This window comes from Thermovibrio ruber (assembly GCF_055380895.1).
Map to the genome: position 1 here is coordinate 335,037 of NZ_AP042397.1, position 14,020 is coordinate 349,056.

Annotated in this window: 11 protein-coding genes; 10 read left to right on the forward strand and 1 reads right to left on the reverse strand. The window is 42.0% G+C overall.

Annotated elements, in window-relative coordinates; genetic code table 11:
• Nucleotide 1 precedes the first annotated feature (1 nt).
• The 10 genes from gspD to truB are packed head-to-tail and all read left to right on the forward strand — an operon-like array spanning nt 2 to nt 10,388.
• Nucleotides 2-1,906: a type II secretion system secretin GspD gene (gene gspD / locus ACZ424_RS01785; RefSeq protein ID WP_464904810.1), complete on the forward strand. Its 1,905-nt coding sequence runs from the start codon at nt 2-4 to the stop codon at nt 1,904-1,906.
• Nucleotides 1,887-3,491: a type II secretion system ATPase GspE gene (gene gspE / locus ACZ424_RS01790; RefSeq protein WP_464904811.1), complete on the forward strand. Its 1,605-nt coding sequence runs from the start codon at nt 1,887-1,889 to the stop codon at nt 3,489-3,491. Before gspD ends, gspE begins: the two co-directional genes overlap by 20 nt.
• Nucleotides 3,491-4,699: a type II secretion system F family protein gene (locus tag ACZ424_RS01795; RefSeq protein WP_464904812.1), complete on the forward strand. Its 1,209-nt coding sequence runs from the start codon at nt 3,491-3,493 to the stop codon at nt 4,697-4,699. Before gspE ends, ACZ424_RS01795 begins: the two co-directional genes overlap by 1 nt.
• 18 nt (nt 4,700-4,717) lie before the next feature.
• Entirely contained in the window at nt 4,718-5,764 is a 1,047-nt protein-coding gene (gene pilM / locus ACZ424_RS01800) for a type IV pilus assembly protein PilM (RefSeq protein WP_464904813.1), read from the forward strand.
• Entirely contained in the window at nt 5,751-6,314 is a 564-nt protein-coding gene (locus ACZ424_RS01805; RefSeq protein ID WP_464904814.1) for a PilN domain-containing protein, read from the forward strand. The genes pilM and ACZ424_RS01805 overlap by 14 nt, the downstream gene beginning before the upstream one ends.
• Nucleotides 6,298-6,906, forward strand: a complete 609-nt coding sequence (locus ACZ424_RS01810) for a type IV pilus inner membrane component PilO (RefSeq protein ID WP_464904815.1) — start codon at nt 6,298-6,300, stop codon at nt 6,904-6,906. The genes ACZ424_RS01805 and ACZ424_RS01810 overlap by 17 nt, the downstream gene beginning before the upstream one ends.
• Before the next feature lie 3 nt (nt 6,907-6,909).
• Entirely contained in the window at nt 6,910-7,353 is a 444-nt protein-coding gene (locus tag ACZ424_RS01815) for a hypothetical protein (protein WP_464904816.1), read from the forward strand.
• A gap of 4 nt (nt 7,354-7,357) precedes the next feature.
• A complete protein-coding gene (locus ACZ424_RS01820) occupies nt 7,358-9,316 on the forward strand; it encodes a type IV pilus secretin PilQ (RefSeq protein WP_464904817.1) in 1,959 nt (652 codons plus the stop codon).
• The gene (locus ACZ424_RS01825; RefSeq protein WP_464904818.1) at nt 9,313-9,540 is read left to right on the forward strand and encodes a hypothetical protein; all 228 of its coding nucleotides are present in this window, start codon (nt 9,313-9,315) and stop codon (nt 9,538-9,540) included. The genes ACZ424_RS01820 and ACZ424_RS01825 overlap by 4 nt, the downstream gene beginning before the upstream one ends.
• Nucleotides 9,528-10,388, forward strand: a complete 861-nt coding sequence (truB, locus tag ACZ424_RS01830) for a tRNA pseudouridine(55) synthase TruB (protein ID WP_464904819.1) — start codon at nt 9,528-9,530, stop codon at nt 10,386-10,388. Before ACZ424_RS01825 ends, truB begins: the two co-directional genes overlap by 13 nt.
• A 27-nt stretch (nt 10,389-10,415) precedes the next feature.
• Here truB and rgy read toward each other — a convergent pair whose 3' ends face one another.
• The gene (gene rgy / locus ACZ424_RS01835) at nt 10,416-14,000 is read right to left on the reverse strand and encodes a reverse gyrase (protein WP_464904820.1); all 3,585 of its coding nucleotides are present in this window, start codon (nt 13,998-14,000) and stop codon (nt 10,416-10,418) included.
• Nucleotides 14,001-14,020: the final 20 nt, after the last annotated feature.

The following is a 14,020-nucleotide window of genomic DNA, read 5'->3' on the forward strand; positions in this document are numbered from 1 at the left end:
AATGGTTAGGAAACTGATTACGGCTTCGCTTGTCTGTTTGGCAACCCTTTACCCGTCTGTTTCGTTTTCTCAGCAGCCTTCCTCTATTCAGGTAAACTTTGAAGATGTTGATATTAAAGACTTTACAAAGGTTGTCAGTCAGGCCGTTGGAAAGGACGTAATAGTTCCCCCAGATCTCAAAGGGAAAATAACGGTTATCTCACCGAAACCGATACCGAGGAGGGAGCTCTTTAACCTTTACGTTGCCGCCTTAGACGAGCTGGGCTATCAGGTCGTTGACTACGGCAGATACGTCAAAATCGTCAGGAACAGGCACGCTGCAAGGGAGTCAACCAATATTGCTAAAGGAAGACTTGACGGCGGAGATAGAGTCCTTACATACGTCTACCTTCCCCATCATCTTAACGTTTTAAACCTTCAAGGCCTTGTTAGAAATATGCTTTCAGACATAGGAAAGGTGAGTTTTGTAAAGGATACAAATGCAATAGTAGTGACAGATAAAGAGAAAAACCTTCACAGGTTGATGGTTATACTGAACAGGCTTGATAGAACACCTGTAAAACTTCAGATAGCTACTTTTACCCTAAGGAATGCCAATGCAAAAGACGCCGTAAAAGTCCTTTCAGCTGTTCTTGACAGGGGTTTTGCCTTTGACGTAGCGAGAACGACACCCATTCCAGGAAGGGACTACTACCACTTTGCTGTAGACGACAGAACCAATACGATTTTCTTAGTCGGGACTCCTGGAGCTATAGAAAGGGTGAAAGTTCTACTACCCCACATAGACACTCCTGTTTCAGTTAAGTCTGGAGATATACACATTGTAAAGCTCAAATACGCCTTTGCAGACGATACTGCAAAAGTTCTTGATTCTCTCTTTAAAGGAGTAAACAGTAAGAAGTACGGTTTAACTGGTCCTGTAAAAGTTGTTGCTGACAAGGGAAGCAACTCTCTCGTTATCCTTGCCTCACCTCAGGATTTCTCAGTTGTTAAGGAGGTAATTTCCGGTATAGACGTTAAAAGACCTCAGGTTTTTGTTGAAGTTCAGATAGTTGAGATGTCTATGGACAAGCTCTTACAGATGGGAGTTGAGTGGAAGTTCCTCTCCCGCGGAAGCCACGTTCCATTTGGCGGTAGCCTCTATGGGAACCTACCACTTCAGCCCGGTTACCCCTCTGCATCTCCGGGTCTTCTCTTGGGAATAGCCAAGTGGAGGAACGGAACTCCGGATATAGGTCTTCTCCTCAACGCCTACGCTAAAGAGGGGGGAGTAAACGTTATTGCAACTCCCCAAATTCTTACCCTTGATAACGAGGAGGCAGAAATAAACATCTCTAAAGTAATTCCATACTCTACAGGTCTAAAATACGATGCCAACAACAACCCTGTTATCTCCTACGACTACAAGGATGTAGGTATAGTTCTAAAGATCACTCCTCACATAACCTCTTCTGGAGAAGTCCGTTTGAAGGTCTACGAAAAGGTTGAAGACGTTGTCGGATACGCAAATGCAGACCAAACAGCTCCGGTAACCTCAAAGAGGGAGGCTAAAACGACAGTCGACGTTCAAGACGGACAAACTCTCGTCATCGGCGGACTTATAAAGAGTAAGAAGCTGACTACAATTGAGAAAGTTCCTATTTTGGGAAACATTCCCGTCGTTGGAAATCTGTTTAAGAAGACAGGCCATCAGATTGAGAAGACTAACCTGCTTGTTTTCATAACTCCCCATGTTGTTAGGAATCTTCAGGAAGAGAACAGCTTAACTGCTTCTAAGATTAAAGACTACATCAACAACATAAAGAGTATCCAGGAGTCACGAAAGGGTATATTCTCTGACTTTAGAGGTTTCGGTAATTTTGAACTGAATCAGGAGACGGAATTTCATGTTAAAAACCTTAACTGAAAAAGAGTTTATTGAGAAATTAAAGTCTGAAGGTCTTATTCCGGACAGGAATTACTCTTCTTTCAGGCAGGTTTCTGGTATTCTTAAGTGGAATCTGCCGGAAGTTGAGGAGCTCTTCAAAAAGAGAGGTTTTGAGTTTTACAGGGAGCTCCCTTCTACCAGCCAGGAGCTCCTCCAGAAAGTTCCTCTTCAGATATTCAAAAAAGAGCGTCTCATTCCCGTTTCTGAAGGAGAGAACAGCGTTACAGTTGCAACCGATAACCCTTTTAACTACGAGGGATTAAAAAAGCTTGAGTGGTTTTTCTCAAAGCCTGTAAGGGCTGTCGTCGTTCCTTTTGATGCCGTTACTGAGTTTTTCTCCTCTGGAGATTTAACTTCCGAGGAATTTCACTCTCAAGAATCTTACGTAGAAGACATTCTTACCGTTGAAGAAGAAGCACCGGCAGTTCAGTTTATCAACGAAATACTCACCCTTGCAGTTAGGGCTCGTGCCAGCGATATCCACTTTGAGCCATTTAGAGATAGAATGAGGGTAAGGCTCAGGGTTGACGGTGTTTTAAAGACGGTGAGGGAGCTCCCCGTCTCAAAAGTCCCGCCGGTTATCTCAAGACTTAAAATTATGGCCAACTTAGACATAGCCGAAAAGCGACTTCCCCAAGACGGCCGCATAATGATTCGTTTAGGGGGAAAAGAGATTGACATAAGGGTTTCAACTCTCCCTACTTACTTTGGAGAGAGAGTTGTTCTTAGGCTTCTCTCAAAAGAGAGCATCCTCTACTCAACGAAGGAGTTAGGACTTCTTCCCGATGACTATGAAACCTTCTCCCGGCTCATAAAAACACCCCACGGCATCATCTTAGTTACCGGCCCTACAGGTTCGGGTAAAACGACAACCCTCTACGCAGCCCTTTCGGAGATAAACAGGGAAGACATAAACATAATTACAGTTGAAGACCCGGTAGAGTATCAGCTTGAAGGCATATCTCAAGTTCAGGTAAAACCGGAAATCGGCCTTACCTTTGCAAGTGCCCTAAGGAGCATATTAAGACAAGACCCGGACGTAATAATGGTGGGAGAGATAAGGGATACCGAAACGGCAGAGATTGCAACACAGGCAGCCCTAACCGGCCATTTAGTTTTCTCAACACTCCACACAAACGATGCTCCTTCTTCTGTAACAAGGCTTGTAGATATGGGGATTGAGCCTTTCTTAGTTGCCTCTTCAGTTATCGGCGTTGTAGCCCAGAGGCTTGTAAGGAAAGTGTGTCCCTACTGTAAAGAACCCTACACTCCTTCACCTCAGGAGCTGAAAGACTTAGGTCTTACGGACTTTACCGGCAGTTTCTACAGAGGAAAAGGGTGCGAACACTGTATGAGAACCGGCTACTTAGGTAGAACGGCCATTTACGAGATACTGACTCTTGATAAAGAGGTAAGACGGCTTATCCTTGAAGGTCGGGACAGTGATGAGATAAAAGAGTTTGCCGTTTCAAAAGGAATGAGGACTCTTAGGCTTGACGGTGCCCAGAAGGTAAAAATGGGAATAACAACCCCTGAAGAAGTTCTGAGGGTTACGAGAGGGTAATGGCTGTATTTTCCTACAGAGCTTTAGACAGTAACGGTAGAGAGGTAAAGGGAGTAGTAGAAGCTCCTACGAAAAGTAGCGCATATGCTCTTCTGAAAAGCAAGGGAATTTACCCTTTAGACCTCTATGAGGAGAAGACTGAGGAGAAGGAAAGCTTTCTCCTTAAACTCTTCAGAAGAACCCCCTCACCTTCAGAGCTTACAATTTTTTTCAGAACCCTCTCTACACTTTTGGATTCGGGTATTCCCATAGTTGAAGCAGTTGACTCCTTTACGGAAGGTGAAGAAAAAGAATACCTGAGAGTTTTCTACAAAAAGTTGGTAGATGGTCTTAAAGAGGGACTTTCCTTTACAGAGTCTCTAAAACGGGCTGGAGTGAAAGATCCGGTTATTCTCGGCCTTGTATCTTCAGGTGAAAGCTCCGCCCTTCTCTCTAAAAATCTGATTATGGCAGCAGAGCTCCTTGAAAGGCGCGAATCTATAAAAGGGAAAGTTCTGCAGGCCTTGATTTACCCTTCAGTCCTTCTAACTGTTGCCTTCAGCGTTATTGTTTTTATGTTGGTTACGGTAATTCCAAAAGTAAAGGCCATCTACACTACTGCCAACTTGGAGCTCCCCTTTTCAACCCGCTTTCTCCTCTCTGTTAGCTCTTTTATTCTGAACCGCTACATCTTCATTCTAATTTCTGTTGCGGTTTTTACTGTCTTTCTTGTCTTCCTTTACCGTAAAAAGAGGCGCCAGTTAGATGCCCTCAAACTGAACCTTCCGTTGGTAGGAAGGCTTTTCATCTATGCCGAACTTGTGAAGTTCTTTACAACGTTTGGAGACCTACTGTCTGCCGGAGTTCCTGCAGTAAAGGCTTTCAGAACAGCTACAGATACCATCCTAAACGAGGAATTAAAAAACTTTTTTCTTAAAAATATTTCAGACCTTGAGAGAGGAGCTTCCTTTTATCAAGCTCTTTCAAGAATTAATCAGGTTCCGAAGGTGGCAGTTCAACTGATAAAAGCGGGAGAAGATTCTGGAAATCTTTCCCAAATGAGTTTAAGAGTAGCAAAGTTTTTAGAGAATGAGCTGAACTTTAAAATAAAAAACTTGACTTCCCTTCTTGAGCCTGTTACTATGTTAATTGTAGGGGTGGTTATAGGTTTTATAGTTTATGCTCTACTTCTTCCAATTTTGAGTATTAGCACTATTAAAGCTTTTTAAGAGTATGGGGTGTGATTAATGGATTGGTTAGTAAAGTTTTTTAAAGGTTCCGATTACTTAGTTCCTGCTCTTGATATAGGCACCTCTTCCCTCAAACTCGTCCAGTCGGAAAGAAAGGGAAATAGCTACAAGGTTAAAACTTTTGGAAAGAAAGAGTATAGGGAGCAGGTATTTGCTGGAGTTGAAGTAATTGATGAGTTAGAGCTTGTTAATACTATTAAAGAGCTTTATAGAGAGCTCTCCGTTAAAGACAAAGAGGTAATAGTACACGTTCCACTGTCTGCCTGTTTATACAGCGTTATCAGTATCCCTTCTTCAAAAAACCCTGAAGAGGCTGTAATAGACTACATGAAAAGCATCATAAACCCTGAGGAGTTCTCACTTGTAAACATAGACTATAAAGTCCTTCCCATTTCCGTTGAGAAGGGAAACTTAGACATAGCCATTGCAGCAATAAGGAAAGATTTCCTTGAAAGCCGGATAAAGCTTCTTCAGGAAGCTGATCTTAGCCCGATTGTTATAGATATAGAGCCTGCTGCAATAAACAATCAGTTCTACCTTAACAACCCTGAAAAAACGGTTTCTCCGGTCTGTTTGGTTGATATAGGAGCATCTTTTACAAAAGTTATAGTTTCATTTGGAGGTTATCCCTACATTACCAGGAATATAGAGATAGGCGGTCAGGCAATAAACGAGCAGCTTCAAAAAGAATTTATGCTCAGTTCTCGAGATGTGGAGTTTCTTAAGAGAGGAGAGACTGTAAAAGATGTCACTTACGATGAGGCTTTCGGTGTTATAAAGAAAGTTTTAAGAAAAATAGCCACGGAAATAATGTGGACTATAGATAACTTTAAAGACCGGTTTAACCTTGAGGTTGGGTCTGTTTACCTTTACGGAGGTTCTGCAAAACTAAAAGGTATTGCTGACTTCTTAGGAGAGTTCTCCGGCTTAGAGGTAACCAGAGGAAACCCCTTAAAGTTTTCCGGTATATTGGGAAGTGAGGAATTTGCTGTTGCATCGGGATTAAGTATCAGATATAAGGGTGACGAAAATGCTAAGGTTTAACTTTGCAGAGACAAAAGAGTCGGCTTACTCTAAATACTTGAAACCTGACCTTATCTTCTTTTTACTCATTGTTTTTTCCGTCAGTGTGGGCACTTACCTTTATACCCTCTCCCTGAACCAAAAGATAAAAAACGCCCAACTCCAAATAGACAACCTTAGACGGGAGATAAGAAGACTTCATCAGGTTCAAAGGACAGAGAAGGAGCTCCTTTCAAAGAAGAAAGAGCTTCAGAAAAAACTCAGTGTAGTTTCACAACTTGATAAAAGGAGAAAAGTTCCTGGCTTTCTCTACTTCTTTGCAGAACCTGACAACGTTAAAAACGTATGGTTAGATTCCCTTTCCTATACCGGAAATCGGCTTCAACTGGTAGGTGGAACTTTAAACATCGATAAATTTCCAGACTTCTTAAATATTTCTGAAGAGAAACTTGGCAGTATCCTGTTTCGTAAAACGTTTAGAAAGTTCTACGAGAATAAGAACTTAGACTATAAAGTAACCTACTACAAATTTAACTTTGGCTTGGAGCTAAAGAATGGAACAGCTCGTTAGTCTCTACGAAAGGTGGCTTCACATCCCCAGGTGGCAGAAATGGATAGTTATCTTCATCTTTGCTCTTATTCTCACCGGCCTTATCTACTACTTTAAAATTTCATCTCTTAAAGAAGAGTTAGCCAGAAAAAAACAAGAGATAGAATCTCTTACCCTTACAGTTAACAGGCTTAAAGTTGTAGAGAAGAGAAAACAACTTCTTTTAAAGGAGCTTGAAGAACTCAACAAACAGATAGAGCAGATAGAAAGTAAATTGCCCACTGGAAAGGAAGACGTTAGTCAGATAATAAAATCAATTACTGATGCTGACAGCGGTATGGTTATAAAGCTCATAAAGAAGGAATCTCCTAGAAGCCACAGGTATTACGTTGAATATCCGTATAAGGTGGAACTTATCGGAAACTACCCAAGTTTTATAAACTGGTGTGAAAAACTGTCTAAAGCAAACAGAATTATCAACTTCGGAAACATAGAGTTAAAGTCTCTCTACACTTTTAAAGATGGTTGGAGCGGTAAAAGAAAGGGGGAGCTCCCTAAAGGAGCTACTCTTGAAGCGACTCTTGAAATAAAAGCATTTACTCTGACGGAGTAGAGTATGAGGTTGTTGATTTTTCTCCTCTTAATTTTAATGCTGAGTAGTAGTAGTTATTCTCAGGAAACCGGTGAGACAAAGTTTGTTGATCCATTTATCAATCCCATTAAACTGAAAGAAGAAAAGCTCAAAAAACTTGAAGAGTTGAAAGGAAAACTAAATAAAGGGAATAAAAATAATCTTGTAAGACTTTTTAAACCAGCTATTTCTAAACCCCTAACTGAACTGAGTATTCAGGGAGTTTTGAGTGGAGGGAAAGGGTATCTCTTAGTTGTTCTTGACCCTGAAACAGGGGAAACTTACATGTTGAGAGAAGGAGACGCCGTTTCCCCTTCGGAAAAGATAGTTAGAATAACTCCTTCTAAAGTTGTTATAGCACGTTATTTTTACAGGAAAGGTAAGCTCGTAAAGAGCTACGAAACTTTAAATGTGAATCTGGAGGGCTAACATAATGTTTAGGAAACTTCTACCGTTAGTTTTGATACTTTCTTCCCTTTCCTATGCTGGTCAGTTAAAAAGTGTTAACTTCCTCTACTCTTCAGAGCCGGCTGGCGGTATTAGTCGGAACTTTTTAGAGATAGACTTGATACAGGAAGGCTGTTCTGTTGTTCCGGAAAAAGACAGGGGTAAGAAGATAGTTGTTTATCTTAAAAACTGTGAGATAAACAGGCCTTACTCTGTAGGAAAGCGGGGAGACTTTGTAAAAGGTGCTAAACTTATACCGAAAGGTGAAGATTCACTACTGGTTGTAGAGCTTAACAAGGCCGGAGTTTTGAAGCTTTCTAAATCGGGTAAAACTGTAAAGCTTAAAGTCCTTGAGGGAGGTTTCATAAAACCGGAAATAAACTCCCTTAAAACGGTATCCGGAGAAGAGATAGTTATTGATTTTCCTATGCCTGTAAATCCACGATTTGAAAAAGTAGGAAATAAATTAATACTAAATGTGCCTAATATTAAATTGGAACCGGGGAAAGAATATATCAACGCAACCTACGTTAACTCCGTGTTTCTCTCCAATTCAGATAAAGGAGCTATTATTACTCTGACGCTTTCACCAAAAGTTAAAGCAGTAGAGGTTTTACCAAAAGAGAATCAAGTTTTTGTGAAACTTTTAACTCCTAAAGTAAAACTTGCGAAAAATTGGAAGCAAAACCTTAAAGTTAAAGGTCCGGAAGTTGCTCTTCACTTTACAAATGCTGAGGTAAAGTCTGTAGTTAGGGCAATAGTATCTGTTGCAAACGTTAACGTTGTGTTTGACCCTGAAGTTAGCGGAAAGGTAAACGTTGACTTTAAGAAGCCGGTTCCTTGGAAGGAAGCCTTAAAGGCTGTTCTTGAGCCCCTTTCCCTTACCTACGTAGAAACACCGGATTACATAAGAGTCCTTCCAAAATCAAAGATAGTAAAAGAGGAAAAGTTAGAGCCTGTTAACGAGTATATTGTTCCGGTTAACTACGTTAACGCTTCAGACCTTGTTAAAGACATAACGAACATGTTGGGTAAATCAGGCAGAGAAAAGATAGCTGTAAACAAGCAGACAAACTCACTTCTCCTGAGAGTTACTCAGACACACTACAGGGATATAGTTAGGCTTATTAAAGAGATAGATAAACCCAGAAAACAGGTTCTCGTTAAAGCTAAAATTGTTCAGCTTAGCACAAAGGCTGAGAAGGACTTAGGCTTTACTTGGTATATTAGCGGATACAACCGTATAGGTAACTCAAGTGGTTCAACTTACACTACCGGTAGCTACGGATTCAATACATCCGGTTACTCTCCTTTAATTACTCCTGACTCTTACATGCACCTATCCAACATTCCTGTCATGAACTCAACCCTTGCGTTAGGAATACTTAACCGCTCTCAGACTTTGAGGGTGGAACTTGCACTTAAGGCTTTAGAGGTTGACGGAGAAGCCCAGATTATCTCCTCTCCAAAAGTTTTAACCCTTGATAATCAAGAAGCTACGATAGAACAGGGTATAGAGATACCGTACAGAGAATCAACGGTAGGTGCCGGAGGTGCCACCTCTTACAGTATTAACTTCAAAAAGGCATCTCTCATCTTGAAAGTGAAACCCCACATAACTTCAGACAACAATGTTTTGCTTAACTTGGAGCTCCACAAAGACTCCCCCAACTACGACTACGTTACAGTTACCGGAAGCGGTGAACCGGCTATAAATACTAGGAACGTTAAGTCAAAAGTTCTCGTCCACAACGGGGATACTCTAGTTATAGGTGGTATCTATGAGAAAGAGAAGAACAAGTCTGTCTCAGGTGTTCCTGTCCTCTCAAGAGTTCCCCTTTTAGGTTGGCTCTTTAAGAACTCTCAGACTACCGTTTCAAAGAAACAGATGCTTGTGTTTATAACCCCTGTCATCGTTGAATCCAATGGTGAGGTAACAAAGTGAGAAAACTTCTTCCTATTACCTTACTGCCCCAAGAGATGACCTCTCCGGATTTCTTGAAGGAATCGGAATACAAAAAGTATGAGAATTACGCTCCTTTCCTTTACAGGGTAAACGTTATCTACAACTTTTCTTCTAACTGCGGCGGCACTATTGAAAAGACCGTTTCTATTCCTGTTGAGTTCTCCAATTTTATTGAGAACGATAACGACCTATGTCAGCAATGACAGGTTTTTTAGTTCTTGACAAGCCTAAAGGGGTAACGTCTCACGGCGTTGTTTCTAAAGTCAGAAAGCTTGTGTGGAAGAGGTGTAAGGTTGGCCATACGGGAACTTTAGATCCCCTGGCTACCGGAGTTCTTATTCTCGCCATTGGAAAGGCCACCAGGCTTTCTAAATACCTTCTGAAATGGGACAAGGTCTACGTAGTTAAAGGGAGGTTTGGTTTATCTTCTCCAACTTACGATGTAGACGGGGAACTCTCCCCCGTCAAATGCCGGGAAGTTTCAAAAGAGGAGTTCCTCTCGGTTCTTCCTAAATTTACCGGGAAAGTTGAACAGGTTCCTCCTTCCTATTCTGCTGTTCGTATAGGGGGAAAGAGGGCTTACCAGCTTGCAAGGGAAGGAAAAAAGGTTGAGCTCCCCTCCAGAACGGTTGAAATTTACTCGTTGGAGCTCCTCTCTTTCTCCTATCCCGAATTTGAGCTAAAGGTTCACTGTTCTTCCGGCACCTACATAAGGTCTTTAATTCACGATATCGGCAGTTCTTTGGGGTGTAGTGCCGTTGTTGTGGAGCTCTGTAGAACTTGCGTTGGAAAAATCTGTGAAGAGCAGGCAGTTCCCCTTGAGGAGCTGGAAAAGGAAGGCATAAAACCCTTTCTAAAACCACCCCAAGAGGTTTTAGGATTTCCCGTCCTTAAACTGACGGAGAAGGAAGAAAGACTCTTTAGAAACGGGGTTTTCTTGAGACGGGAGCTCCCTAAAGGTTTCTACTCAGTCCTCTCCTGTACCGGCAACTTTTTGGGAGTCGGAAGGTCAAACGGAGAGGTTCTCAAACCTGAAACGGTAATTTCGTAAAGTTAGGAAGCGGCACGAGGCCGCAGCTTACTCACCAACAACCTGTCTCGGGTCAATCTTTGCAAACCTTAAAACAGGCTTCAGCTCCCTTATTATCTCCTGGTAGTTTGCCTCTCCCCTTTCAACCATATCCATCAGTTCTTCAAGTTTTCTTGTAAACTCCTCAGAGGTGTAGTCTGGAAAGTTCTGTGACAGGTAGTTGTAAACCTCTATTCCTAACTTTGTAGGGTATAGAAACCTTCCCCTTTCAACTACGTAGTGTCTGTCAAGAAGGGTCTGGACAATCTTTGCGTACGTTGACGGCCTTCCTATTCTTCTCTTCCTCATTTCCTCAACTAACTCTCCCTGTGTATACGGGAAGACTTTGGAAACTGTTCTCTTTATAACGGATTTAACGTCAAAGTAGTAGGTTTCTCCCTCTTCGGGCTCTACAGGAATCTCCTCTACCTCAATAGGAAATATTAGATTCCAGCCGTCTTTAACAACTCTCGTTACAAATTCTTCCTGAGATGTCAGTTCATCCGGAAGGATTTTCAATTCAACTTCTACTTTTTCTACTTCTACAGGAACCATCTGCGACGCCATGAACCTTCTAAATATGAGGTCGTATACCTTAAAGTGGTCTCTCGTCATTTTTGCCGTTGACCCGGAAACGTAAACCAGTGTTCTAAGGGCATCTACATCTAACGGTCTGGTTGGCCTTATACACTCGTGAGCCCCGCCTTCTCCCCACGGTCTCAACTTTACGAACTCCGGTCCAAACTTTTCGGAGATATACTCCTTTGCAACTCCCATTCCTGCCGTTGAAACCCTTGTAGAATCTGTTCTGTGGTAGGTTATGAAGCCGCTTTCAAACAGGTCTTGGGCAATTTCCATAATTCTCTCTGCAGAGAGTTTTAGAGTATCTGCGGCCTCTTTAAGGAGCTCCCCTGTGTTAAAAGGCGGCCTTGGATTTTTCTCTACTACTTTCTTCTTTAAGACCTTTAGCTTTAACTTGTCTGCAACGATTCCCTTCAGGAGTTTTGGGTCGTCTACTTTAAAGGAGAATTTTCCCGCCTCAGTTTCAATTGTAACGATCCCGATTCTCTCTTTGCTCTCCTCGTAACGCTCTATCACCCAGCCCAAAACAGGCGTCTGAACCCTTCCGGCAGAGAGCCAGCTCTTTTTAAAGACTTTCCACAGGCGCTGACTCAAAGAGAAACCGACCCACCTGTCTGCTACCCTCCTTACTATTTGAGCTTTTATGAGGTTCTCGTCAATTTCCCTCGGGTTTTCAAGGGCTTCCATAAATGCCCACTTGGTTACTTCGTGAAACTCCATTCTCCTCATCTTCATCTGGTAAGGCTTTACGACGGTTCCTACGTCCCACCCTATCTTTTCTCCTTCTGTATCGGGGTCGCTGGCTATGTAAACTTCGTCTATTTCTAACCCTAACTCCCTCAAGGCTTCAACAATAGTTATTTTGTCAAGGTCTGGCTTCCCTTCACACTTTGTGCAGTAAGGTTCCGTCGTCTGTTCGTTACAGGCCGAACAGAACTTTATCGTGTCGTAGACGGGAATAAACTTTCCCTCTTCCTCTTTTACTCCCCAGATTCCGTCTCTTACCGTTATGTCAAATACGTGGCCTTTAGATGCTGTAAGGAGTAGAAGTTTGTTCCCGATGTTTATCTCATAGGCGTCTACGTCATTTATCCTTCTCCTTACGGGCTTTCCAAAGAAGTTGGCTATCGTTCTTGCCTTGTTTGGAGACTCAACTACAACAAGGGCTGTCGTGACAAGGCTTTTCGTCTCAGCCGTTATCCTTCCTTCTAATATCTCTTTTACCCTCTTCCTGTCTCTGTCTACAACTTCAAATATCCTCTGGAGGTCTTTTTCCTCTATGAGCTCAAATCCGAACCTTTCTGCAAGTTCCTTTCCTCTGTCTCTGTTTAAAACCTTAAAGGTTATATCCTCCAAAAATATGAGAACTCTTTTCCTCAAGGAGTTCAGGGCTTTTAGGTCGTCTATAAACATGAGGCTTACGCCTTTTGTAAGGCCTCCTGCAAACATTCTTGACGTTCTTCCGGAAGCCTGTATGTATCCGGCTGCATCTCCTACCACTAAGTAGAGCTCCCCCCCTTCCTCTTTCAGTGAGACGGTTTCGGATTCCCTGATTTTCTCTAAGAACTCAGGGTCGTTCAGGTATTTCTCTATGAACTCCTTTATCTCCTCTAATTTCTCTTTAATCTTTGGGTATCTGTCAAGGAGCTCCTCTTTTAGCGTCAGATACTTTTTCAGGTAACTGATGTATGAAATAGCCTTTGGCTGTTCCTCTTGGGGAAAGAGTTCCCTCAGAACTAAAAGCATTCCGTGTAGCTTAACCGGTGCTAAGGAGAGTCTTGCGCTGAACTCCATCTTTGGAACGCCTATAAAGATTGCATACCTTACGGCCTGAGGAAGGTCAATTCCCCTTGCAAGGGGGTTTCTGTAGCTTGAGATTCCGACTGCAGCCCAGAGTTCTCCCTTTACAAACTTCTCCTGATTCTCCGGAGTAAAATCCTCGTAGGAGACTGCAGGTATTCCATTTGAGTTAAGTTCTTCAACAATAACGTCTACGAAGTCTTTTCCCCTGTCTGCAGATACAAATACGAAAACTCCCTTTCCGAACCTCTTTATCAGGTCAACTGTTCCTTCTAAAAAGTCCTTATCTGTGTAGATGAGAATATCCTCAACGTTTCTTAGTGTTGTTGCAGACTTCCCTACTTCAAATCCTAAAAGTTCCCTAAAGAGTTTCACCCTTTTAGACCTTGGTTGAGACGTTGCAGAGGAAACTACTAAAACGTTCTCTATTTCTTTCCGTCTCTTTTCAAGGTATCTTTCATACTTCCTTACTCTTTCAATTAGCTTTCTTTCAGCGTTTTCACCCTGTTTTGCCAACATTGACTTTAAGTCAATTACCTTCATTGCCAGTTCAACGTCTTCTTCTGTAAAACCGAGGAGCTGTATAACCTTATCTACGTTTTTTGCACTCTTTAGAAGAGAATCTACGTCGTCAACGAAAACGAACTTAAAGGGCTTTGGGATAATCTCAAAGTTCCTGTAGAGGAAGTTTGTTGTAGTTACTAAGATGTCGTAGTTTCCCGATGCTATCTCTTCTTTCTCTTTCTTCTTTCCCGTGTATGCAACTATCTTTTTGTCTGTCAGTTTTTTTAGTCTTTCCACAGTTTGGAGAACTAAGAGTTTGGTTGGAACCAGTATGTAAACTTTTCCTTTTATGTATGCACTTGTTACAAGTCCCCACGTAGTTTTCCCTACCCCTGTAGGAGCTATCATTGTAAAGGACTTCTTTAACGCTACCCGTTTCGCCCACATAACCTGAAGGCTCCACGGAGAGAACCCAGTCTTTTCCTTGAAAAACTTTGTGTAGTCCTCTACGAATTGGTCTATTTGGCAAATTTCCTGGAATTTCTCTAACCGTTTCTCTTTTTCAAGGTTTTCACATATTTCAATTCTTTGGGTGTATTCAATCTCTTTAGGTAGACACTTTTCACAGGGTAAACCTTTTTTAAGCCTCTCGTCTGAAATGATCCTTCCACAGTTTGGGCACATTCTGTGAAACTCTGCTATTTTCATATCCACCTCTTTTCTGTTAG

Excerpts from the sequence above, each read along its gene's own strand:
- gspD (WP_464904810.1), top strand. The coding sequence starts at position 2 with ATGGTTAGGAAACTGATTACGGCTTCGCTTGTCTGTTTGGCAACCCTT.
- gspE (WP_464904811.1), top strand. The coding sequence starts at position 1,887 with ATGTTAAAAACCTTAACTGAAAAAGAGTTTATTGAGAAATTAAAGTCT.
- ACZ424_RS01795 (WP_464904812.1), top strand. The coding sequence starts at position 3,491 with ATGGCTGTATTTTCCTACAGAGCTTTAGACAGTAACGGTAGAGAGGTA.
- pilM (WP_464904813.1), top strand. The coding sequence starts at position 4,718 with ATGGATTGGTTAGTAAAGTTTTTTAAAGGTTCCGATTACTTAGTTCCT.
- ACZ424_RS01805 (WP_464904814.1), top strand. The coding sequence starts at position 5,751 with ATGCTAAGGTTTAACTTTGCAGAGACAAAAGAGTCGGCTTACTCTAAA.
- ACZ424_RS01810 (WP_464904815.1), top strand. The coding sequence starts at position 6,298 with ATGGAACAGCTCGTTAGTCTCTACGAAAGGTGGCTTCACATCCCCAGG.
- ACZ424_RS01815 (WP_464904816.1), top strand. The coding sequence starts at position 6,910 with ATGAGGTTGTTGATTTTTCTCCTCTTAATTTTAATGCTGAGTAGTAGT.
- ACZ424_RS01820 (WP_464904817.1), top strand. The coding sequence starts at position 7,358 with ATGTTTAGGAAACTTCTACCGTTAGTTTTGATACTTTCTTCCCTTTCC.
- truB (WP_464904819.1), top strand. The coding sequence starts at position 9,528 with ATGTCAGCAATGACAGGTTTTTTAGTTCTTGACAAGCCTAAAGGGGTA.
- rgy (WP_464904820.1), bottom strand. The coding sequence starts at position 14,000 with ATGAAAATAGCAGAGTTTCACAGAATGTGCCCAAACTGTGGAAGGATC.